This window comes from Streptomyces sp. NPDC004732 (assembly GCF_040609235.1).
In the GTDB taxonomy this organism is placed as follows: domain Bacteria; phylum Actinomycetota; class Actinomycetes; order Streptomycetales; family Streptomycetaceae; genus Streptomyces.
The window spans coordinates 36239-57111 of sequence record NZ_JBEXJR010000022.1 but is presented as its reverse complement, the minus strand read 5'-3'; the positions used below and the strand labels follow the sequence as shown (position 1 = coordinate 57111).

Sequence of the window (20873 nt, the reverse complement as noted above, 5' to 3'; positions counted from 1 at the left end):
CGGGGAACTGCGCGACCAGCCCCCACCGGCGGTCAGCTACAGGAGTTCCTTCAGCCTCTCTGCCAAGAGGTCCCAGCGCCACTTTTCCTCGACCCAGGAACGGCCCCGCTCCCCCATCCGGGAGCGAAGCTCCGCGTCGCCGAGCAGGGCGACGATGCGATCGGCCGCATCCTCGGGCACGCCGCCCCGGACGACCCAGCCCGTCTCGCCGTCGAGCACCGCGTCCGGCGCCCCGCCGGAGTCGCCCGCGACGACCGGCAGGCCCGTCGCCGACGCCTCCAGGTAGACGATGCCGAGGCCCTCGACGTCCAGGCCCCCGCGCCGGGTCCGGCAGGGCATGGCGAAGACGTCGCCCGCGCCGTAGTGCGCGGGGAGTTCGGACCAGGGCACGGCGCCCGTGAACCGTACGGAGTCCGCGACCCCCGTCTCCGCCGCGAGCCTGCGGAGGTCCTTCTCGTACGGGCCGCCCCCGACGATCAGGAGCACCGCGTCCGGCTCCGCGGAGAGAATCCTCGGCATGGCGAGGATCAGCGTGTCCTGGCCCTTGCGCGGCACCAGGCGTGAGACGCAGACGACGACGGGGCGGTCGGTCAGGCCGAGCCTGGCCCGTACCGCGTCGCCGCCGGAGCCCGGGTGGAAGGTCTTCTCGTCGACGCCGGGCGGGAGTTGGACCATCCGGGCGGCCGCGTCGGGGGTCAGCGCCGCGGCGATGCGTGAGCGCGTGTACTCGCCGAGATAGGTGATCGTGTCCGTCGACTCGCCGATCCGCCGCAGGAGTTGCCGCGAGGCGGGCAACTGGGCCCAGCCCGCTTCGTGTCCGTGGGTCGTGGCGACCAGCCGCGTGGCACCCGCCCTGCGCAGCGCGGGCGCCATGAGCCCGAGCGGCGCCGCCGCCCCGAACCACACCGACGTACAGCCGTGTTCGCGCAGGAGCGAGGCCGCGCGGCGGGTGACGCGGGGTGTCGGCAGGAGCATCGTCGTGGAGTCGCGTACGACCTGGAAGGGCTGCTCGGCGTCGAAGGCGGCGGTCGCCTCCGCGCCCTCGCGGCCGCGCTTCCAGGTGGAGGCGTAGACGACCAGGCGCTCGGGGTCCAGGCGCAGCGCCATGTTGTGCAGGAACGCCTGGATGCCACCGGGCCTGGGCGGGAAGTCGTTCGTGACGATCAGGGTCTTGTGCATCGCGCACGACAGTACCGAACGGCCCAGCCTCTTCGCCCTCGCCGGGGCCCGCCCGGCATCATGACTCCTCGAATCGCAATGAAAAGCAATGAATCGCAATGAAAAGCAACGAAACGGGGCGAGGCGCTCATGGTGCGCATCCTGACCGTCTGGGGTCTGACCAGGGCCCTCCTGCTGCTCTGCGTACTGCATGTGGTCACGGCCCCGGGCCCCGACGTGACCAGCGACGTCTCCGTCATCTACCAGGGCTGGTACGAGGTCCTGCGCACCGGCACCTTCCCGCTCGACGACGTCACGTGGCAGTACCCGCCCGCCGCCGCCCTCGCGGTCCTCTCCCCCGCCCTGCTGCCCTTCCTCGGCTATGCGACGGCCTTCTTCGTCCTGTGCCTGCTGTGCGACGCGGCGGTGTGCGGGCTGCTCCTGTACGCGGGGCGGCGCCCGGGGAAGTCGCTGCGGGGCGCCTGGGTGTGGGTGGCGGGCGTGGCCCTGCTCGGCCCCACCGCGTATGCGCGGTACGACGTGATGGTGGCCGCCGTCGCGGTCGCCGCGCTGCTCGCCGGGGCGCGGCACCCGCGCACCATGGGGGTGCTCGCGGGGTTCGGGGCGCTGCTGAAGGTGTGGCCGGTGCTGCTGCTGGTCGGCACCCCGCGCGGGCGGGCGACGCGCCGGTCGTGGGCCGCGGCCGCCGGTACGGCCCTGGCCCTCGCGCTGGCGTTCCTGGTGACGATGCCGGGCGCCCTGGCGTTCCTCACCTTCCAGCGCGACCGCGGCACCGAGGTGGAGTCGCTCGGCGCCCTCACCTTCCACATCGCACGGCACTTCGGCTGGCAGGGCGAAGTGCGGCTCAACTACGGCTCGGTGGAATTCCTCGGTCCGTACGTCCCGCTGGTGAGCGCGGTCGCCCAGGCCCTTTCGGTGGCCGCCTTCTGCTGGCTCCTGGTGTGGCGGCTGCGCGCCAGGACCCGCGCGGCGAGCACCCCCGCGGACGCGGCCTTCGTGGCCGTGCTGCTCTTCACCACCACGAGCCGGGTGATCAGCCCGCAGTACATGCTGTGGCTGGTCGGGACCGCCGCCGTGTGTCTGGCGTTCCGTGCGAGCCCCATGGTGGTGCCCGCACGGCTGGTCCTTGCGGCCACGCTCGTGACGTTCCTGGAGTTCCCCGTGTGGTTCTCGCACGTGGTGACCGGCGACCCGCTCGGCCTTGCCCTGCTGCTCGTACGGAACGGCCTGCTGGTCGCGGCGACCGTGCTGGCCTGCCGGAACCTGTGGCGCGGAACGGTGTCCGTGCCGCGCGGGACCGCGCCGCGGCCGGTGCCGGAGCAGCTCAGCCAAGCTCCGCACGCAGATACGTACGCCAGCGCGCCGTGAAGTCCTCGGGCGTCGTGTCCAGGACGTCCCGCAGCGCGCCCTCGACCGCGCCCGCCCGCCCCTTGTGGGCGCCCACCGCCGCGTAGAAGTCCGTGAGCTTCCGCTCGCCCCACTGCTCGGCGATCATCCGGCAGGCGAGCCAGGCGCCTTCGTACGCCCCCGCGAGCTTCGTGGCGTCCCCGCCGAAGCCGAAGTCCTCGTCCTCGGGGAGCGCGGCGGGCAGCTGCGAGCGCTGCACCGCGCGCCTCAGCTCGGGTGCGGCCTGCGCCGCGGTGCGGCCCGTGCCGCGGTAGCCCACCCAGTCGGCGAAGCCTTCGGAGAGCCACAGCGGGGTGGCCGCGGAGGTCTCCTCGCGGGTCGCGACGTGGGTCGCCTCGTGGGTCAGGACGACCTGCTTGCCGAAGTCGCCGAGGACGTCGTATGCCTCGGGGTTGAGGATGATCCGGTCGGCCGGGGCCCGCCCCGAACCGCCCGTCTCGCCGGTGGTGACCGCGGCGATCCCCCGGTAGCCGGAGGCGGGCGCCCCGAGGAGCCCCGCCATGCCGTCCAGGGACCGGGGCACGAGGACGACGATCCGCCCGGGCCACTTCCCGGGCCAGGCGTCCCGCACCGCGGGCACCGCCCGGTCGGCGAGCTCGCGGTGGGCGCGCAGCTCGTCGGCGCTCTGCCCGACGCCGAGGACGAGGCTGCGCTCGCCGCGCTCGGTCGTCACGCGCCCCTGGTCCCAGAGCTGTTCGCCGGACTTCTTCGCGGGCCGCTCCGCGGTGACGTACCACTTCCCGTCGTCGCGCCGCAGCGAGAGCGTGCGCTCGGCGGTGATCGGCGCGCGGTCGTAGCCCTTGATGCGGTAGTGGAGTTCGGCGCGTGCCGTGGCCCGCGCGCCGTCGCGGTCGAGGCCGGTCAGCCGGTAGTCCCAGGAGTCCAGCGGGACGGCGCGGAGGCGTCCGAAGAGGTCGTCGGCGCCCCGCGCGGGCCGCTCGGTCCTGTCGAACGCCTTCCCGTTCCCGTCGAGGACGGCCTGCGCCCGCCGGTCCAGGAGGCCGCGCACCTCGCCCGCGGCCGCGTCCGGGACGGGGCCGCGGCCGCCGCATCCGGCCAGCACGGCGAGACAGAGCGCGCAGCACAGCGCCACCACCCACGACCCACGTCTGTGACCTGCCACCTTCCCGATCGTACGGGGCGCGACCGGCGGACGGCCGGTCAGATCCGCGTCACGGACGACACCGGCATCATGCCGACGGGGTCGTAGCGGACCGGCGCACCGGGGTAGGGGGCGTGCACCACCTGGCCGTTGCCCATGTACATCCCGATGTGGCTGGCGTCGTCGCGGTAGGCGACCAGATCACCGGGCTGCGCCTCGGACAGGGACACCTGGCGCCCCGCGTACCGCTGGGCCTGCGAGGTGCGCGGCAGGCCGACACCGGCCTGGCCGTACGACCACTGCATGAGGCCCGAACAGTCGAATCCGGAGGGTCCGTTGGCGCCCCACACATAGGGCTTGCCGACCGCGGACCTGGCGGCGGCGATCGCGGCGGCGGCCCGCGAGGAGGCCGGGGCGCCCCCGAGCTCCGGCAGGTCGGCGCGCCCGTCGGACCGCGAGGACCTGTCGTACGCCGCGCGCTCCTCGCTGGGCAGCGAGTTGAGCAGCCGCCTGGCCTTGGCGAGCTTGTGCTCGACGGTGCGCTTGTGGCGGGCGACGGCGGTGCGGCTCTTCTCCAGCTCGGCGAGTTTGCGGCCCGCCTCGGTGCGCTGCTGCGCGAGGCCGCGCTGCGCCCGCTGCAGATCGGCCAGTTCGCCCGCCTGGCGGGCGCTGACGCGGTCGAGGACCGAGGCCCGCTCCAGATAGCCGTCCGGGTCGCTGGAGAGCATCAGGGCCAGCGAGGGGTCGATGCCACCGGAGCGGTACTGCGCCCCGGCGAGCGCGCCGAGGGCGCCGCGCATCCGGTTGATGCGCTCCTGGCCGCGCGCGACGCTGTCCTTGGCGCGGTCGACCTGTGCGCGCAGCTTGTCCGCGCGCTCGTCGGCCTTGTTGTACGACTCGGTCGCCTGCTCGGCCTGCTCGTAGAGCCGGTCCACCTTGGCGCGCGTGTCGGACGGCTTGTCCTGCGGCGCGGCACCTGCGGGCGCGGCAGCCAGGGCCGCCGCCGCGGTGGCCGCTGCCGCTGAAAGGACGGTCACGCGCGTGCTCCGGTCGAGGCCGGACTGTGCGGGACGGCGATGGAACCCCACGGGAAGCCGCTCTCCCTTCCGCTGACGAACCCCCGGCTGTCCGGGGGAATGCGCGCCGACAGTAGCCGTGCGGCAACCGACGGCCAAAGACCCGTCCGGGTGCGAAAGGGCGCGGACAGCCCGACGCCCCGCTTCTGACGCAGGTCATCAACGGGGCGCGGGGTCAGCGGGAGTTGCCGGAATTCGCCCGTTTGGGCGGTCCCGGCAATGCGTTGACGGTGGCCGGCAGCCGTCGGCCGCCGGTTCTCTTCGTCAGACGCGGACGCCGAACTGGAAGGTGCCGAGGTACGAGATCGACTCGTAGCGCACCGAGGCGCCGGGGTGCGGGGCGTGCAGCACCTGGCCGTTGCCTGCGTAGAAGCCGACGTGCGCGAGGTTGTTGAAGAACACCAGGTCACCGGGCTTGAGGTCGCCGCGGCCGATCCTCGTGCCGTCGTTCTGCTGGGTGTACGTGGTCCGGGTGATGTGGACACCGGCCTGCGCGAATCCCCACTGGGTGAGGCCGGAGCAGTCGTAGGAGTTGGGGCCGGTGCCGCCGGAGACGTACGGCTTGCCTATCTGGGTGGCGGCGGCGGCCATGGCGGCGGCGCCGCGGCCCGAGGCGGGGGCCTCGTCGCCGAGGTCCACACGCTCGTCGGCGGCGCGGCTCGCGCGCTTCTGCTCCTTGGCGTCCAGCGCCGCCTTCTCCTTGGCGGTCAGCGTGTTGAGGAGCCGCTGCGCCTCGCCGAGCTTGGCCTGGACTTCCTTCTTCTTCTTGCCGAGCTCCGTGCGCGTGTCGGCGAGGTCGTCCAGCTTGCCCGCGGCCTCCTTGCGCTGCTGCGCGAGGTCCCGCTGCTTCTTCTGGACCTTCTTGAGCCCGTCGACCTGCTGGCTGCTCAGCTGGTCCAGGGTGGACGCCTTGTCGAGGTAGTTGTCCGGGTCGGAGGAGAGGAAGAGCTGCAGGGAGGGGTCGATGCCGCCGGAGCGGTACTGGGCGCTGGCCATCGAACCGAGGCCGTCGCGCAGGTCGTTGAGCTCCTCCTGGCCGCGGGCGACCTTGTCCTGGAGATCGCCGATCTGCTTCTCGAGCTTCTCCTGCTTCTCCTTGGCCCCGTTGTACTTGTCGGTGGCCCGCTCCGCGTCTTCGTAGAGCTTGTCGACCTTGGACTTGACCTCGTCCTTGCTCGGCTTCGGAGCGGCCTGGGCGGCACCCTGCGAAGTGAGGGCCACGGCAGCGGCGGCAGTCGCGGTGAGCACGGTCACGCGGGTGCGGCTCGGCTGCTTGGGTCGACGGTGGGACGCCACGAAGGCGGCTCCTTCTTCCTCCAGCCGCCTACCGAGACCCGGTGGGCGGGTACCGCCGCCGTCACCCCGGATGGGTGATCAACCGTGCGGAGGTTCGAGGCGAGACCTTAGTGACCTTCTTGTGATCAGTTCAAATCACACCGGCAAAAAAACGCCCGCGAGCGGCATTCTTTACCGATAACGCACAGTCGGTAATGATCTTTTGACACTACGTCGCGTGAGGGAGGCCCCAATTCGGGCATAGTGCGCAGGAGTTACCGAGTGCCCCTTAGTCGAGCGAAAGCCGCTTCCTCAGCCGCGCGAAAGGCGCTTCAGGAGCACCGCCGAAGCCACCGGCCGCGCCCCCGCCTTCGCGATCCCGTCGGCCACCTCGCGGTCGGTCGAGACGACCACCACGGGCCGCCCCGGCGGCTCCGCGCGCACCAGCTGACGGATCAGCTCGTCGGCGGTGACGCCGGGCTTGGAGAACAGCACCCGCACCCCGCGCGGCGGCGCGAGCAGCACCGGCGCCGCCAGCTCCGCGCCGTCGAAGACGCAGGTGACTTCGGCGCCCGACTGCAGGGCGAGCTGCGAGAGCGAACCGAGCAGCCGCAGCCGCTGCTTCTCCAGCGGCATGGTCGGATAGCCGGTCTTGGTGACGTTGTAGCCGTCCACCACCAGGTGTGCCTGGGGCAGCGCGAGGAGCTGGTCCAGGATCGCCGGGTCGTTCTCGGAGAGCGCGCGGGCGGCGATGTCCTTGGGCGACATCCGCCCCGGCTCGACGGCGTCCACGGTCTCCGCGGGCCGCACGGAGACCGGCGGCAGGGCCAGCTCGCGCCGCAGCCCCTGCGCCGCGTCGAGGACGGTGTCGAGCAGCAGGCGCACCCGCATGTCCTCGACGCTGCGCCCCTCGCGCGCGGCCCTGCGGCTGGCCTCCAGGGCGGCCTCGGTCTCGCCGAGCCGCGCCTTGATGCGCCGCGTCTCGCTCTCGGCGGCGGACACCTGCGCCTGTCCTTCGGCGCGCACGGCCTCGATCTCGGCGGCGGCCTTGCGCAGCGCGGCCTCGCCGCGCTTGACGTCACTGAGTGCGCCGCGCAGTTTGCGGTGCATCGATTCGGCTTCCCTGCGCGCCGCTTCGAGCTCGGTGCGCAGCCGCTCGGTCTCCGCCTTGGTCTGGCCGCGGGCCGCGACGAGCTCCTCGCGCAGCCGGTCGAGCTCCGCCCTGGTCTCGTCGTCGACGCGCTCGGCGTCGGCGCGCTGCGCCTCCTCGCCCGCCGCGGTGACCAGCTTCACCCATCCGGTGGGCCGCAGCACGTAGGCCGCGGCCGCCACGTCCAGGGGGTCGGCCGCGGGGGGCGGCGAGCCCGCGTCCAGGGCGCCCGCGAGCTCGGGCTGGACCTCTCTGAGGCGTTCGCCGATGCGCTGGCGGAAGAGGGTGTCGCTCTCCACCGCGGCCGCCATGGCGTTGGCCGCGAACTTGGCGCGCCTGGTCGGCGTGAACCGTGCGTACTGCCGCAGCTGGGCGGGCAATTCGGCCAGGGTGAGGCCGCCGAAACCGTCCGAGACGAGCTGGACGACCCGCCGCCGCACCCCGTCGGGCAGCGGACGGTCGAGCACCTCAGCGGCGCCGTCGTCCGGCTCCCCGCCTGAGCTCTCCACCATCCGTCACCCCACTAGCTGTGCGGGCCCCGCTCCCTCAGGAGTCGGCGCCCGGCCTGTCCACGAGTTCCACCTGATCCACGGCGTTGCACCAGCGGCAGCGCACCGACTCGATGGTCTCACTGACCACCTCGCGTTCTTCGACGTTCGACTCTCCGGCCAGGTCGAGATGGACATACTCGACCACCTTCGAGCTGCGGGTCACATCGAATCGCGTGAGATTGCCGCACAGCGTGCAGCGCCACCGGGTGGTGGCCGTCGGCAGGGGAACCGTCATCGTGGCTGTTCGCTTTCTTCGGTGACTTGTCGGCGACGTCTTCGGCGACCGGGATGCCTACGCGGGTTTCCGTGGTGCGTATTGCCCGTAACCCTAAGGCCTGTAAGGGGCGCCATGCGGCGGCCTCCGGAGCGGCATGGCGGTCTGTGCGGGTAGCGCCCGTTACGTCATGCTCTGTTCATGATCGCCACATGGGGTACGAAGGCGGGCCGACTGCTCAGGGGGCAGTCCGCCCCGGTGACGTACGGACTGATCGCCGTCTGTTGCGTGATTTTCGTGATCTCTCCGGTGTCCGGGTTCAATCCCGCCTACGGCAAGGGCCATGAACTGCTCGCCGCACAGCAGGCCTACTTCGAGCGGTGGGGCGTCGTCCCCGTCGAGCTCTTCAAGGGCGTCCCGCGTGCCGCTCTCGGACCGTTCACCGCTCTGTTCGTGCACGGAAGCTGGCTTCATCTGCTCGGGAACATGCTGTTTTTGTACGTGTTCGGGGCCATGGTCGAGGAACGCATGGGGCACCTCCTGTACGCGCTCTTCTACATCTGCTGCGGATACTTCGCCCTGCTCGCCTACGCGGCCGCGCACGCGGGCTCCGACCAGACGCTCGTGGGGGCGTCCGGAGCGATCTCCGCCGTCCTCGGTGCTTTCCTCTATCTCTTCCCTGGGGCGCGCGTCACCAGCCTCTTCCCTTTCCTCTTCTTCCTTCCGCTGCGCTTTCCGGCCTGGGTGGTGCTGCCGTTCTGGGTGGCGCTGCAGTGGCTGGCGGCGGGGCAGGGCGGCAAGGGCACGGGAGTGGCCTATCTGGCGCACCTCGTGGGCTTCTCGCTCGGGTTCCTCTTCGCGTGGGGGTGGCGGATGCGGAGGACTAGAGTGCATGTGAAAGGCAGCGCACCGGCCACCGAGGGAGACAGCCAGCCGTGATCACCGCGATCGTGCTCATCAAGACCAGCGTGGACCGGATTCCGGAGATCGCCGAGTCGATCGCCGCGCTCGAATCGGTCAGCGAGGTCTTCTCCGTGACGGGTACGTACGACCTGATCGCGATGGTGCGCGTGCCGCGCCACGACGACCTGGCGGACGTCATCCCCGGCCGGATCAGCAAGATCCCCGGTGTCGAGGGGACCGACACGCACGTCGCGTTCCGCACGTACTCGCAGCACGACCTCGAAGCCGCCTTCGCGATCGGCCTCGACTCCTAGGACTCTGCTCGATCCCGGGAGCCCCGGGGGCCTCGCGCATGAGGGTTTCTTCATCCGCGCCTCATCCTGACGGTGCGGTGCGTCGCGCACCCTCGCAGTCATGGTCTTCTCCCACCGCATGGCCGTCCTGGCCGCCGTCGTCGCGATCCCGCTCGGCATCGCCGCGACCAGTTACGTCCTGACGGACAACCCCGAGCAGCCCAAGGCGCCGCCCAAGGTGGAGCTGGAGAGCGGCTCGCCGTCCGCGGAGCCCGCCTCTCCCCGGCCCGCCCCCAGCGACGAGAGAGTGTCACCGCCGCCGGTGAGCGAGAATCCCTCGAACGATGACAGCGCAAACGACGACGACGCTGCCGACGACGCCGACAACAACGACGGCAGCGGCCGGGGCGACAGCGACGATGACGGCCACGGCGACGACGGCTGAGCCCCCGCGTCGGTGGATATCGGCCCGTGTCCGCATCCTGCTCTGGCTGCTCGTCGTGATGACCGCCGCGCTCACCGCGGTCTCGGCCACCACCCGCTCGGTCCTGCTCCGCGACGTCGACCACCGCATCGACCGGCTCCTCGCCCAGGAGACCGCGGAGTTCGCCACCCTCGCCCGCGAGGGCGTCGACCCGCACACGGGCGAGAAGTTCACCGAACCCGACGCGCTCCTGCGGCTCTTCCTCTCCCGGCAGTACGCCGATCCCGACGAGGAACTCCTCGGCCTGCTCGGCCGCTCCGGCGAGGTGCCCGCCAAGAAGGAGCAGTCCCGGGAGGCCCGGATCGACCATCCGCTGGCCGAGGACCCCGCCGCGCTGCGGGCCGTCTTCGATTCGCCCGAGGCGACCGGCACGCTGCACCGCGACCGGGGCGAGATCCGCTGGGCGAAGGTGGAGGTCAAGGCGGGCGGCGGGCATCCGGCCGCGGCATTCGTCGTGGCCTTCCACCCCGCGGGCGAACAAGCTAGAGCCGCCGACGTGTTCACCATGCTGCTCGCCATCTCCGGCGTCGCGCTCCTGATGACGACGGGCATCGGCTGGGCGGTCGCGGGGCGCATCCTCAGACCGGTGCGGCTGGTGCGCACGACCGCCGCGCAGCTGACCGAGCAGGACCTGACCCGGCGCATCCCGGTCCAGGGCAGGGACGACGTCGCGGCCCTCGCCGAGACGTTCAACGGCATGCTCGACCGCCTGGAGCGGGCCTTCGCCGCACAGCGGGAGTTCGTCGACGACGCGGGCCACGAGCTGCGCACCCCCATCACCATCGTCCGCGGCCATCTGGAGCTGATGGGCGACGGTCCCGGCGAGCGCGAGGAGACCGTCCGCATCGTGACGGAGGAGCTGGACCGGATGAGCCGCATCGTCGAGGACCTGCTGCTGCTCGCCAAGGCCGAGCGCCCCGACTTCGTCACCCCGGAGCCCGTGCAGCTCGCCGAGCTGACCGCGGACGTCTTCGTCAAGGCACGGGCGCTCGGCGGGCGCGACTGGCGGCTCGTCGAGGTCGCCGACGCCGAGGCCGCGCTCGACCCCCAGCGCATCACCCAGGCGATGGTGCAGCTGGCCCAGAACGCCGTCCAGCACACCGCTCCCGGGCAGCGGGTCGGCATCGGCTCCCGGCTGTGCGCGGGGCGCATCGAGCTGTACGTCGCCGACAGCGGGCCCGGCGTGCAGCCGCAGGACGCCGGGGTCATCTTCGAGCGGTTCCGCCGCGGCACCGCACGGCGCGGCTCCCGCGCCACCGGGGCGGGCCTCGGCCTCGCCATCGTCAAGGCCATCGCCGAGAGCCACGGGGGCGGCGTCGAGCTGCGCCCCACGGACGGCGGCGGCGCGACCTTCGTACTCGTACTACCACCGGGACAGCAGGAAGGGACGGCGCAGCAGTGAACCGGATACTGATCGTCGAGGACGAGGAGCGCATCGCGTCCTTCGTCGAGAAGGGCCTGCGCGCCAACGGCTTCACGACCACCGTGGTCGCCGACGGCGAGAGCGCCCACGAGTACGCCCTGACCGGCAACTTCGACCTGATCGTCCTGGACATCGGGCTGCCGGGCAAGGACGGCTTCACGGTCCTGCGCCAGTTGCGCGAGGCCCGCGTGAGCACGCCCGTCATCGTGCTGACCGCGCGGGACTCGGTGCGGGACACGGTGGCGGGTCTGGAGGGCGGCGCCGACGACTGGATGACCAAGCCGTTCCGCTTCGAGGAGCTGCTGGCCCGGGTGCGGCTGCGGCTGCGCACGGCGGCCAGGGCGCCCGAGGTGACGGTGTTGCGCAGCGGCGAGGTCACGCTGGACCTGCGGACCCGCAGGGCGCGTTCGGCGGGGCGCACAGTAGATCTGACGGCACGTGAGTTCGTACTCCTCGAACTGTTCATGCGCCATCCCGGGCAGGTGCTCTCGCGGGAGCAGATCCTTTCGCACGTGTGGGGGTACGACTTCGACCCCGGGTCGAACATCGTGGACGTCTACGTCCGCGCGCTGCGCAAGAAGCTGGGTTCGGAGCAGGTCGAGACGGTGCGCGGGATGGGGTACCGGCTGCCGGAGTGACCACCGGCCGGTGCCGGTGAAGTTTCCTTCATCTGCGCCTCATTGAGGGCTCACGGCCCGGCGGCACGCTGAACCGCGTGACCCTGAACCTGCGGCAAGCCGCGACCCTCTGCGTGGCGCTCAGCAGCTGCGCCCTGCTCGCGGTTCCCGGGAACTTCCCCGGCCTGAGCGGCGACGCCCGGCTGACCCTCGCCGTCTTCGCGCTGGCGACCTGCGCCTGGATCGGCACACCGGTCGACGACACGTACATCGCGCTCGGCGCGGGCCTCGCCCTCACCACGACTGGTGTGATCAGCAGCGACACCCTGTTCGGCACCCTCGGCGACGAGACGGTGTGGCTGCTGATCTGCGCCTTCGTCCTTGCGGCGGCCGTGGCGCGCAGCGGGCTCTCGGGGCGGGCGGCGGCGTTCCTGGTCAGCGGGGCGGGCACCGTACGGCAGTTGACGCATCTGACGACCGCGGCGCTGGTGGTGACCGCCTTCGCGGTCCCCGCGACCTCGGGGCGCGCCGCGCTCGCGCTGCCCGTCTTCCTCGCGCTCGCCAAGGCCCTCGCCGACCGGAAGCGACTGGTCGTGATGCTCGCGCTGCTCTTTCCGACCGTGATCCTTCTGTCCGCGGTCGCGACCCTGATCGGTGCGGGAGCACATCTGATCACGGTGTCGGTCCTGTGGGAGGCGGCCGGCGAGCGGATCGGGTTCACCCAGTGGCTGCTGCTCGGCCTGCCGCTCGCCATAACGTCCTCCCATCTGGCGGCGGAGGCCGTCCTGTTGACGACCACGCGGCGCGCGGACCGCAAGGGCCCGGTCCGCATCACCCTCGCCCAGCTCCAGGAGCACAGCGAACAGCCCGTCACCGGCCCCTGGGAACCGGCCGAGACGCGCTGCGCCCTGCTGCTCGCCACCGTCGTCGCCCTGTGGTGCAGCGAGCCGCTCCACCAGGTGCCGCCCGCCGTCGTCGCACTGATCGGAGCGGTGGTGGCCGCCTCCCCCGCCCTCGGCACCGTCGGCCTCAAGGACGCCCTCAGGACGGTCCCCTGGGCGCTGCTCCTCTTCATGGCGGCGACGATGGCGATGGGCGTCGCGCTCGCCGACTCGGGGGCGGCGAAGTGGCTGGTGTCCGGGCTGCCCCTGGACCTGCCCCCGTGGCTGTTCCTCGCGGTGGTCGTCGCGGTCAGCACGGCCGCGCACCTGGTCCTGCAGTCCCGCTCGGCCCGCTCCTCGGTCCTCGTCCCGCTGGTCGTGGCGGCCGCCGCAGGCTCGGGCGTCAACCCGGTCGCCGCGGCGCTCGCCTCGACGGCCGCGGCCGGGTTCTGCCACACCCTGCCCGCCTCCGCGAAGCCCGTCACCCTCTTCGCCGACATCCCGGACACGCCCACCTACACCCCGCGGGACCTGCTGCGGCTCTCCGCGGTCCTGGCGCCGCTGACCGCCGCGCTCGTCCTGCTCTTCGCCGTCACGCTCTGGCCGCTGCTCGGCGTCCCCGTCCGCTGAACCCCCTTGCGCCCCCTGGAGACCACCGTGCTGACCCGTTTCGCCATCGCCCCCAGCGGCTTCAAGGAGTCGCTGTCCGCGAGCTCCGCGGCCGAGGCCATCGCCGCGGGGGTACGCCGTGTCGTCCCGCGCGCCGAGACCGATCTGATCCCGCTGGTGGACGGCGGCGAGGGCACGGCCCGCGCGCTGGCCGCGGCGGGCGGCGGGCGCCTCGTCGCGCTGCCCGCGACCGGTCCCGTCGGCCAGCCGATCGGCACCCACTTCGCCCTGCTGCCCGACGGCACCGCGGTCGTCGAGATGGCCGCCGTGGCCGGTCTCTCGCTGGTCCCCCGCGATCTGCGCGACCCGGGCGCCACCACCACGTACGGCGTCGGGGAGCTGATCCGCGCGGCGCTCGACACGGGCGCCCGCCGGATCCTGGTCGGCTGCGGCGACTCGGGCACCTCGGACGGCGGCGCGGGCGCCCTGCAGGCCCTCGGGGCCCGGCTCCTTGACCTGGACGGCTGGGAACTGCCGCGCGGCGGACGGGAGCTGACGCGCCTCAGCCGCATCGACCCGAGCGGCATCGACCCGCGCCTGGCGGACACCGAGATCCGCGTCGCCTGCAACCCCTTCAACGTCCTGTGCGGCGAGCGCGGCGTCGCCCGCGTCTTCGGACCCCAGAAGGGCGCGACGCCCACCCAGGTCGAGCAGCTCGCCGCCGCCCTGGAGCACTGGGCGCACCTCCTCACCCGGGACCTCCGGGTGCGCGCCGACCTCTTCGAGGGCCCGGGCACGGGCGCGTCGGGCGGCCTCGGCGCCGGGCTCGCCGCCCTCGGCGCCGCCCTGCTCCCCCGCTTCGACGTCCTGCTCGAACGGCTCGACCTGGACCACCGGCTCGCCCGCGCCGACCTCGTCATCACCGCGGAGGGCGCCCTCGACCACCAGACGCCGCGCGGCAAGGTCCCCGCCGAGGTGGCCCGCCGCGCCAAGCTCTCCGGCCGCCCCGTCCTGGTGCTCGCGGGCACCATCGGGGACGGCGCGCACGCCGTCCGCTCCATCGGGGTCGACGCCTACAGCTCGATCCTGCCCGCCCCGGTCTCGATGACCGAGGCGCTCGGCAGGGGCGGCGAGTTCCTCACCGACGCGACGGAGCGGGCCCTGCGGATGATCCAGCTCGGCTCACGGCTGCCCGCTCAGACGGCGGCGGTGTCGGTGTCCGGCACGCAACGCCCGTCCTCGGTGCGGTAGCTCCAGCGCGCACCGTCGGCCACCAGTTCCTTGACGGCACGCACGAAGCGCTCGACGTGCTCGTCGGGGGTGCCCGCGCCGAAGCTCACGCGGATCGCGTTCAGCGACTTCTCGCCGGGCGCGGCCTCGGGGGCGCCGCACTCGCCGGGCTCGTCGGGCTCGCTGCCGAGCAGAGTGCGCACCAGCGGGTGGGCGCAGAACAGGCCGTCACGTACGCCGATGCCGTACTCGGCGGAGAGCGCGGCGGCGAAGTGCGAGCTGTTCCAGCCGTCCACGACGAAGGAGATGACGCCCACGCGCGGCGCGTCGTCGCCGAAGAGCGAGAGGATCCGCACCTGCGGCACCTCGGCGAGGCCCGCACGGACCGTCCCGATCAGCTGCTGCTCGCGGGCGACGAGGTCGTCGAAGCCCGCCTCGGTGAGCGCCTTGCAGGCGGAGGCGATGGAGTAGACGCCGATGACGTTGGGCGAACCGGCCTCGTGCCGCGCGGCGGTGTCGTGCCACTCCACGTCCACGCCACCGTCGGTGCGCCGCGCCACCTTCCGCGAGGCACCGCCGCCCGCGAGGTAGGGCTCGGCGGCGCGCAGCCAGTCCGAGCGCCCCGCGAGGACGCCGGAGCCGAAGGGCGCGTACAGCTTGTGCCCGGAGAACGCGACCCAGTCGACGTCCAACTCGTCGATGGAGACGGGGTGGTGGGGCGCGAGCTGGGCGGCGTCCAGGACGATCCGGGCGCCGTGCGCGTGCGCGGCCGCGGCCAGCTCGCGGACCGGCCAGAGCTCACCGGTGACGTTCGAGGCGCCGGTCACGCAGACCAGGGCGGGCCCGTAGGGGTCGCGGTCGGCGAGGGCGCGCTCCAGGGTGTGCACGGCCTCGTCGGGGGTGCGCGGCGCGTTCAGGTAGGTCACCCGCGCGTCCCGCCACGGCAGCAGCGAGGCGTGGTGCTCGGTCTCGAAGACGAAGACCTGGCAGTCGGCGGGCAGCGCGGCGGCGAGCAGGTTCAGCGAGTCGGTGGTGGACCGGGTGAAGACGACCTGGTCGCCCTCGCGGCAGCCGAGGAACTCGGCGACGGTCTCGCGGGAGTTCTCGAAGAGGTCGGTCGACAGCTGCGACAGGTACCCGGCGCCGCGGTGCACGCTGCCGTAGTACGGGGCGTACGCGGCCACGTCGTCCCACACCCGCTGCAGGGCCGGGGCACTCGCCGCGTAGTCGAGCGCCGCGTAGGTCACCTCGCCGCCGGTGACGAGCGGGACGGTGACGTCCCTGCCGAGGACGGCGAGCGGGGCACAGACGGACGAGTCGGCGGCAACAGCGGAAACGGACATGGCGAACTCCCGTAAGAGGCAAGTGAGTTCACTGCGACGACGGCCGCGCCCGAGGCATGCGGCGGTGCAGTGATGAAGAGAAAAAAGGTGCGCGGAAAGGGGCCGGAGGCCCTAGCACATTCGCTTGCTCACGAGACTGCTCCCTTGAGGACCAGGACCCCAGGGCTGTGACATTCACCGATGTCCAGGGGTCCGCGCTTGCCATACGCCTCGCTGCGTACGGCCTGGTCTTCACCCGGGGCACCCCGCCACGGACGGAGGGTTGCCGGACAGCGGGCCGGGGCCGTAGTCGCTGTCACTCATGACCTGTGCAGCATCCTGCCACACGATCTTCGGCGCGCAAGGCGCAGTCCAGAATCCGGACTGCGCCGTGCGTCACATCGCCACGCCGGAGAGTGCCCTCTCAGCGGTTGCTTGCGGACACCCAGCGCTCCAGGGCCCGCTTCGCGGCCCCCGAGTCGATCGCCTGCGCCGCCTTCGCCATACCGGCGGCGATCTGGTCCACGAGCGGCTCGTCGGTGGGCGCGAGGGCGGCCAGCGCCGCCGCCGAGTTCAGCACCACCGCGTCCCGCACCGGACCGGTCTCCCCGTCGAGCAGCCGCAGCGCCACCTCCGCGTTGTACGAGGCATCGGCGCCCCGCAGCGCCTCGACGGGCACCAGGTCGATCCCGACGTCCCGCGGGTCGAAGGCCTCCTCGCGCACGGCGCCGTCCCGCACCGCCCAGATCCGCGAGGTGGACGTCGTCGTCAGCTCGTCAAGACCGTCGTCCCCGCGGAAGACCAGGGACGAGTGGCCCCGCTCGGCGAAGACTCCCGCCACGATCGGCGCCATCCGCGGGTCGGCGACCCCGACCGCCTGGGCGCGCACCTTGGCCGGGTTGGTGAGCGGGCCCAGGAGGTTGAAGACGGTGCGGATGCCCAGCTGGCTGCGGGCCGCGCCCGCGTGGCGCAGCGCGGGGTGGAACTTCACGGCGAAGCAGAAGGTGATGCCCGCCTCCTCCGCCACCTCGACCACCCGCTGCGGGGTGAGGTCCAGGTTGACGCCGAGCTTCTCCAGGACGTCGGAGGCGCCGGACGCGCTGGAGGCCGCGCGGTTGCCGTGCTTGACGACCTTCGCGCCCGCTCCCGCGACGACGATCGCGGACATCGTCGAGATGTTGACGGTCTTGGCGCCGTCGCCGCCCGTGCCCACGATGTCGACGCTCGGGCCCGGCACGTCGATGACGTTGGCGTGCGCGTACATGGCGCGCACCAGGCCGGAGATCTCCTCGACCGTCTCGCCCTTGGCCCGCAGGGCGACCACGAAGGCCGCGATCTGCGCGTCGGTGGCCTCGCCGCGCATGATGCGGTCCATGGCCCAGGCCGTGTCGTCGGCGCTCTGGTCGCGCCCGTCGAGCAGGCCGTTCAGTACGTCGGGCCAGGAACGGGCCGCCGCGGTGTCGCCTCCTGCGGGGATCACAGCGTTCATGGCCGCTCCTGGTGTTTTTTCGTCTGCGTATGTAGGAAACACCCCGACACGTCGGGGTGGGACCACCCTATCCAGCCTCCGGGACGGCAAAGAGCCCCGTCCATTGCATGGACGGGGCTCTTGCCGTGGCGACCTTGGGTCAGAGCTTCAAGTGATCAGTGATGGCCGTGGCCGCTGGTGATCTCCTTGTACTCGTCAGCCGTGGGCTTGGGGATCTGTCCTTCTTCCCCGAAGTAGCCCTTGGAGAGCTTCGCCCGGAGCTTCTGCGAACCGGACAGCTTGCGCTCGACACCGTTCTCGTCGACCGAAGGACCGAGCTCGAGCGGCTTGTACTGCTCGTGCGCGGTGAGCGTGTGCAGCTGCTCCTTGCTGAGCGGCTCGTGGACCTCGATGAACTCACCGTGCGGAAGCCGCTTGATGAGACCCGACTCGCGGCCGTGCAGCACCTTGTCCTTGTCGCGCCGCTGCAGACCCAGGCAGATCCGCTTGGTGACGATGAAGGCGACGACCGGTCCGACGAAGAAGCCGATCCTGACGAACCAGGTGATCGCGTTCAGCGACAGGTGGAAGTGGGTGGCCCACAGGTCGTTGCCACCACCGACCAGCATGATCATGTACGCCGTGAGCCACGCGACACCGAAGCCCGTACGGGTCGGGGCGTTGCGCGGGCGGTCCAGGATGTGGTGCTCGCGCTTGTCGCCGGTGACCCAGGACTCGATGAACGGGTAGACCGCGATGGCCACGAGGACCAGCGGGAAGACCACGACCAGCGGGATGAACACGCCCAGGGCGAGCGTGTGGCCCCAGAGGTTGATCTCCCAGCCCGGCATCACACGGATCAGACCCTCGGCGAAGCCCATGTACCAGTCGGGCTGGGCGCCCGTGGACACCTGGTCCGGCCGGTAGGGGCCGATGGCCCAGATCGGGTTGATCGAGGCGATCGCCGCAATGACCGCGATGACACCGAAGACCAGGAAGAAGAAGCCTCCGGCCTTGGCCATGTAGACCGGAAGGAGCGGCATGCCGACGACGTTCTTGTTGCTCTTGCCGGCACCCGCGAACTGCGTGTGCTTGTGGTAGAAGACCAGGATCAGGTGCGCCACCACGAGGCCGAGCATGATGCCCGGCAACAGCAGGATGTGGACCGAGTAGAACCGGGCCACGAAGTCGCCGCCGGGGAACTCCCCGCCGAACAGGAACATCGACAGGTAGGTGCCGACGATCGGCATCGACAGGATGGCGCCCTGCATGAAGCGGACACCGGTACCTGAGAGCAGGTCGTCCGGGAGCGAGTAACCGGTGAAGCCGGTGAACATGCCGAGGACGAACAGCAGGAAGCCGAAGAGCCAGTTGACCTCGCGGGGCTTGCGGAACGCACCCGTGAAGAACACGCGCATCATGTGCACGAACATGCCGGCGAGGAAGATCAGCGCCGCCCAGTGGTGGATCTGCCGGATCAGCAGACCACCGCGCACATCGAAGGAGATGTGCATGGTCGAGTTGAACGCCTCCGACATCAACTGACCCTGCATCGGGATGTAGCTGCCGCTGTACTCCACCTCGTTCATCGAGGGGTGGAAGAACAGCGTCAGGTACACACCCGTGAGGATGATGATGATGAAGCTGTACAGGCAGATCTCGCCGAGCATGAAGGACCAGTGGTCCGGGAAGATCTTGCGCATGTTGGCCTTGGCCAGGGAGTAGATCCCCAGTCGACCGTCGGCCCAGTCCGCGACCCGCTCACCGGCGGGTGCCTGCTTGCGCTTGTCGTTCGAAGTAGTGGTGGTGGTGCTCATCCACGCTCCCAGAAAGCAGGACCGACGGGCTCTTCGAAGTCGCCGTGCGCCTCGAGGTAGCCCTTTTCGTTCACGCCGATCCGCAGCTGCGGCAGGGCATGGCCGGCCGGGCCGAAGATCACGCGGGCACCGTCGGCGAGATCGAAGGTGGACTGGTGGCACGGGCAGAGGACGTGGTGCGTCTGCTGCTCGTACAGGGAGATCGGGCAGCCCACGTGGGTGCAGATCTTGGAGTACGCCACGATGCCCTCGTGCGACCACTCGAGCTCGCGCTTGTCCTTGATGTTCTCCGGCTGGATGCGGACGATCATCAGGGCGGCCTTGGCGATCTGCGTCTGGAAGTCGTGGTCGTGCTCCGACATGCCCTCGGGCATCGCGAAGGTCAGCGAACCGACCTGCACGTCCGCGGGACGCAGCGGCTCGTGGGTGTTCATGTTCACGAGCATCTTGCCCTTGGCCCACTTGGTGTGCCGGAGCTTGTCCTCGGGCAGCGGCCCGAGGTCACGCAGCAGGACGACACCGGAGAGCGGGACCAGGGCCAGCGCGCCGAACATCGTGTTCCGGATCAGCTTGCGCCGACCGAAGCCCGACTCCTCGGCACCCTGCTTGAAGTCCGCCATGACCTTGGCACGGACCTCGGGCTCAGCCGCGATCTCGTGCCGCTCGTCGGTCATCTCCACGTCGGACATCAGGGTGCGGGCCCAGTGGACCGCGCCCGCGCCGATGCAGAACAGCGCCACGCCGAGGGTGGTGCCCAGGGCGAAGTTGAGGCCGCTGATGTGACCGATCGGCCAGATGAAGACGCTCTTGTCGGCCGGGATCGCCACGTACGAGGCGATGAAGCCGACCGTCGCGATCATCGACAGCGTGAACATGAAGGCCACGGCACGCTCGGACCGCCTGGCGGCCCGCTCGTCGATGTCCTGGACGCGGTGCTCGTGGGGCGGCAGCCCCGGGTCGGCGAACGGGTTCTCTTCCGTCACCGCCACCGAGCCGTGCTCGGTCTCCTGCTTGCTGGGCAGGTTCTCTTCTGGAATCTCTTGGCTACTCATGACTTCTTGGCCTTTGCGGTCCGAGCGGCGACCCACACGGCGACACCGATCAGCGAGCCGAGACCGAAGATCCAGCCGAAGAGGCCTTCACTGACCGGACCCAGACCACCCAGCTTGAGACCGCCAGGGCTCTCGGTCTTCTCACCGTTGACCGCGTCGAGGTACGCGATGATGTCCTTCTTGTTCTTCTCCGGCATCGTCGTGTCGGGGAAGGACGGCATGTTCTGCGGGCCGGTCTGCATGGCCTCGTAGATGTGCTTCGGGGAGACACCCTCCAGCGAAGGCGCGAACTTGCCGTGCGTCAACGCGCCACCTTCACCGGTGAAGTTGTGGCACTGGGCACAGTTGGTGCGGAACAGCTCGCCACCCTTGGCGATGTCCGCTCCGTCCGGGCTGTACTGCTTCTCGGTCGGCACCGAGGGACCGGCACCCAGCGACGAGATGTACGCCGCCAGCTGGTCGATCTGGGCCTGGTTGTAGATGACCTTCTTCTTGGGCGCCTGGGCACCCGGCTGCTGGAGCGGCATACGGCCACTGCCGACCTGGAAGTCGACTGCGGCAGCGCCCACGCCCACCAGGCTCGGACCGTCGGAGGAGCCCTGACCGCCGGTTCCGTGGCAGCTGGAGCAGCCCACGGCGTAGAGCTTCTTGCCCTCGTCGATGGCGAGGGACTGGGCGGTGTCGTCGGCCTGCGCCTTGTCCGCCGGCGCGAACGCGGCGTACAGCCCCCCGGTGGCCGCCAGCGCGAGGAGTAGGACGACGACCGCCGCCAGCGGATGGCGTCGTCGTGCGGAGAGCTTTTTCACGGATTACCCCGGTG

At 71.3% G+C, this 20873-nt stretch carries 19 protein-coding genes and 1 riboswitch; of the genes, 8 read left to right on the top strand and 11 right to left on the bottom strand.

Annotation, left to right across the window (positions count from 1 at the left end):
• Positions 1 to 36: 36 nt before the first annotated feature.
• Positions 37 to 1179 carry a glycosyltransferase family 4 protein gene (locus ABZV77_RS40140; RefSeq protein ID WP_356267905.1) on the bottom strand — a complete coding sequence of 381 codons (1143 nt, stop codon included), beginning with the start codon at positions 1177 to 1179 and terminating at the stop codon, positions 37 to 39.
• A gap of 129 nt (positions 1180 to 1308) precedes the next feature.
• On the opposite strand from ABZV77_RS40140, the gene ABZV77_RS40135 reads away from it, so the two are divergent.
• Complete coding sequence (locus ABZV77_RS40135) at positions 1309 to 2547, top strand: glycosyltransferase 87 family protein (RefSeq protein WP_356267903.1); 1239 nt, start codon at positions 1309 to 1311, stop codon at positions 2545 to 2547.
• On the opposite strand, the gene ABZV77_RS40130 is transcribed toward ABZV77_RS40135, so the two are convergent.
• The 5 genes from ABZV77_RS40130 to ABZV77_RS40110 form a co-directional block, all read right to left on the bottom strand.
• A complete protein-coding gene (locus tag ABZV77_RS40130; protein ID WP_356267901.1) occupies positions 2504 to 3709 on the bottom strand; it encodes a hypothetical protein in 1206 nt (401 codons plus the stop codon). The genes ABZV77_RS40135 and ABZV77_RS40130 overlap by 44 nt on opposite strands.
• Positions 3710 to 3747: 38 nt before the next feature.
• Entirely contained in the window at positions 3748 to 4776 is a 1029-nt protein-coding gene (locus ABZV77_RS40125; protein ID WP_356267899.1) for an NlpC/P60 family protein, read from the bottom strand.
• Positions 4777 to 5028: 252 nt separating this feature from the next.
• Entirely contained in the window at positions 5029 to 6060 is a 1032-nt protein-coding gene (locus ABZV77_RS40120) for an NlpC/P60 family protein (RefSeq protein ID WP_356267897.1), read from the bottom strand.
• Positions 6061 to 6351: 291 nt separating this feature from the next.
• Positions 6352 to 7701 carry an NYN domain-containing protein gene (locus ABZV77_RS40115; RefSeq protein ID WP_356267895.1) on the bottom strand — a complete coding sequence of 450 codons (1350 nt, stop codon included), beginning with the start codon at positions 7699 to 7701 and terminating at the stop codon, positions 6352 to 6354.
• 34 nt (positions 7702 to 7735) lie between these two features.
• Entirely contained in the window at positions 7736 to 7975 is a 240-nt protein-coding gene (locus tag ABZV77_RS40110) for a hypothetical protein (protein WP_055566221.1), read from the bottom strand.
• Between the two features lie 180 nt (positions 7976 to 8155).
• On the opposite strand from ABZV77_RS40110, the gene ABZV77_RS40105 reads away from it, so the two are divergent.
• The 7 genes from ABZV77_RS40105 to ABZV77_RS40075 all read left to right on the top strand — a co-directional run bounded on the left by ABZV77_RS40105 (position 8156) and on the right by ABZV77_RS40075 (position 14415).
• Positions 8156 to 8893, top strand: a complete 738-nt coding sequence (locus ABZV77_RS40105) for a rhomboid family intramembrane serine protease (RefSeq protein ID WP_356267893.1) — start codon at positions 8156 to 8158, stop codon at positions 8891 to 8893.
• On the top strand, positions 8890 to 9171 hold the full coding sequence (locus ABZV77_RS40100; protein ID WP_356267891.1) for an Lrp/AsnC ligand binding domain-containing protein: 282 nt from the start codon (positions 8890 to 8892) through the stop codon (positions 9169 to 9171). Before ABZV77_RS40105 ends, ABZV77_RS40100 begins: the two co-directional genes overlap by 4 nt.
• A 100-nt stretch (positions 9172 to 9271) precedes the next feature.
• Positions 9272 to 9595 (top strand): small secreted hydrophilic protein, encoded by a 324-nt coding sequence (locus ABZV77_RS40095; protein WP_356267889.1) that lies wholly within the window; start codon positions 9272 to 9274, stop codon positions 9593 to 9595.
• Positions 9570 to 11036: a HAMP domain-containing sensor histidine kinase gene (locus ABZV77_RS40090; RefSeq protein WP_356267887.1), complete on the top strand. Its 1467-nt coding sequence runs from the start codon at positions 9570 to 9572 to the stop codon at positions 11034 to 11036. Before ABZV77_RS40095 ends, ABZV77_RS40090 begins: the two co-directional genes overlap by 26 nt.
• A complete protein-coding gene (locus ABZV77_RS40085; protein ID WP_356267885.1) occupies positions 11033 to 11695 on the top strand; it encodes a response regulator transcription factor in 663 nt (220 codons plus the stop codon). The genes ABZV77_RS40090 and ABZV77_RS40085 overlap by 4 nt, the downstream gene beginning before the upstream one ends.
• Before the next feature lie 77 nt (positions 11696 to 11772).
• On the top strand, positions 11773 to 13185 hold the full coding sequence (locus ABZV77_RS40080) for an SLC13 family permease (protein WP_356267883.1): 1413 nt from the start codon (positions 11773 to 11775) through the stop codon (positions 13183 to 13185).
• Positions 13186 to 13212: 27 nt separating this feature from the next.
• On the top strand, positions 13213 to 14415 hold the full coding sequence (locus ABZV77_RS40075) for a glycerate kinase (protein WP_356267881.1): 1203 nt from the start codon (positions 13213 to 13215) through the stop codon (positions 14413 to 14415).
• On the opposite strand, the gene ABZV77_RS40070 is transcribed toward ABZV77_RS40075, so the two are convergent.
• The 5 genes from ABZV77_RS40070 to ABZV77_RS40050 all read right to left on the bottom strand — a co-directional run bounded on the left by ABZV77_RS40070 (position 14361) and on the right by ABZV77_RS40050 (position 20859).
• Entirely contained in the window at positions 14361 to 15737 is a 1377-nt protein-coding gene (locus ABZV77_RS40070; RefSeq protein WP_356267879.1) for an aminotransferase class V-fold PLP-dependent enzyme, read from the bottom strand. The genes ABZV77_RS40075 and ABZV77_RS40070 overlap by 55 nt on opposite strands.
• A 189-nt stretch (positions 15738 to 15926) precedes the next feature.
• Positions 15927 to 16044: riboswitch (SAM riboswitch) on the bottom strand.
• A 96-nt stretch (positions 16045 to 16140) separates the two neighbouring features.
• Positions 16141 to 17205, bottom strand: coding sequence for an anthranilate phosphoribosyltransferase (gene trpD, locus ABZV77_RS40065; RefSeq protein WP_356267878.1), 1065 nt, complete (start codon positions 17203 to 17205; stop codon positions 16141 to 16143).
• A 155-nt stretch (positions 17206 to 17360) separates the two neighbouring features.
• Positions 17361 to 19001, bottom strand: a complete 1641-nt coding sequence (locus ABZV77_RS40060; protein ID WP_356267877.1) for a cytochrome bc complex cytochrome b subunit — start codon at positions 18999 to 19001, stop codon at positions 17361 to 17363.
• Complete coding sequence (locus ABZV77_RS40055) at positions 18998 to 20053, bottom strand: Rieske 2Fe-2S domain-containing protein (protein ID WP_356267875.1); 1056 nt, start codon at positions 20051 to 20053, stop codon at positions 18998 to 19000. The genes ABZV77_RS40060 and ABZV77_RS40055 overlap by 4 nt, the downstream gene beginning before the upstream one ends.
• A complete protein-coding gene (locus ABZV77_RS40050) occupies positions 20050 to 20859 on the bottom strand; it encodes a cytochrome c (protein WP_356267874.1) in 810 nt (269 codons plus the stop codon). Before ABZV77_RS40050 ends, ABZV77_RS40055 begins: the two co-directional genes overlap by 4 nt.
• Between the last annotated feature and the right edge of the window lie 14 nt (positions 20860 to 20873).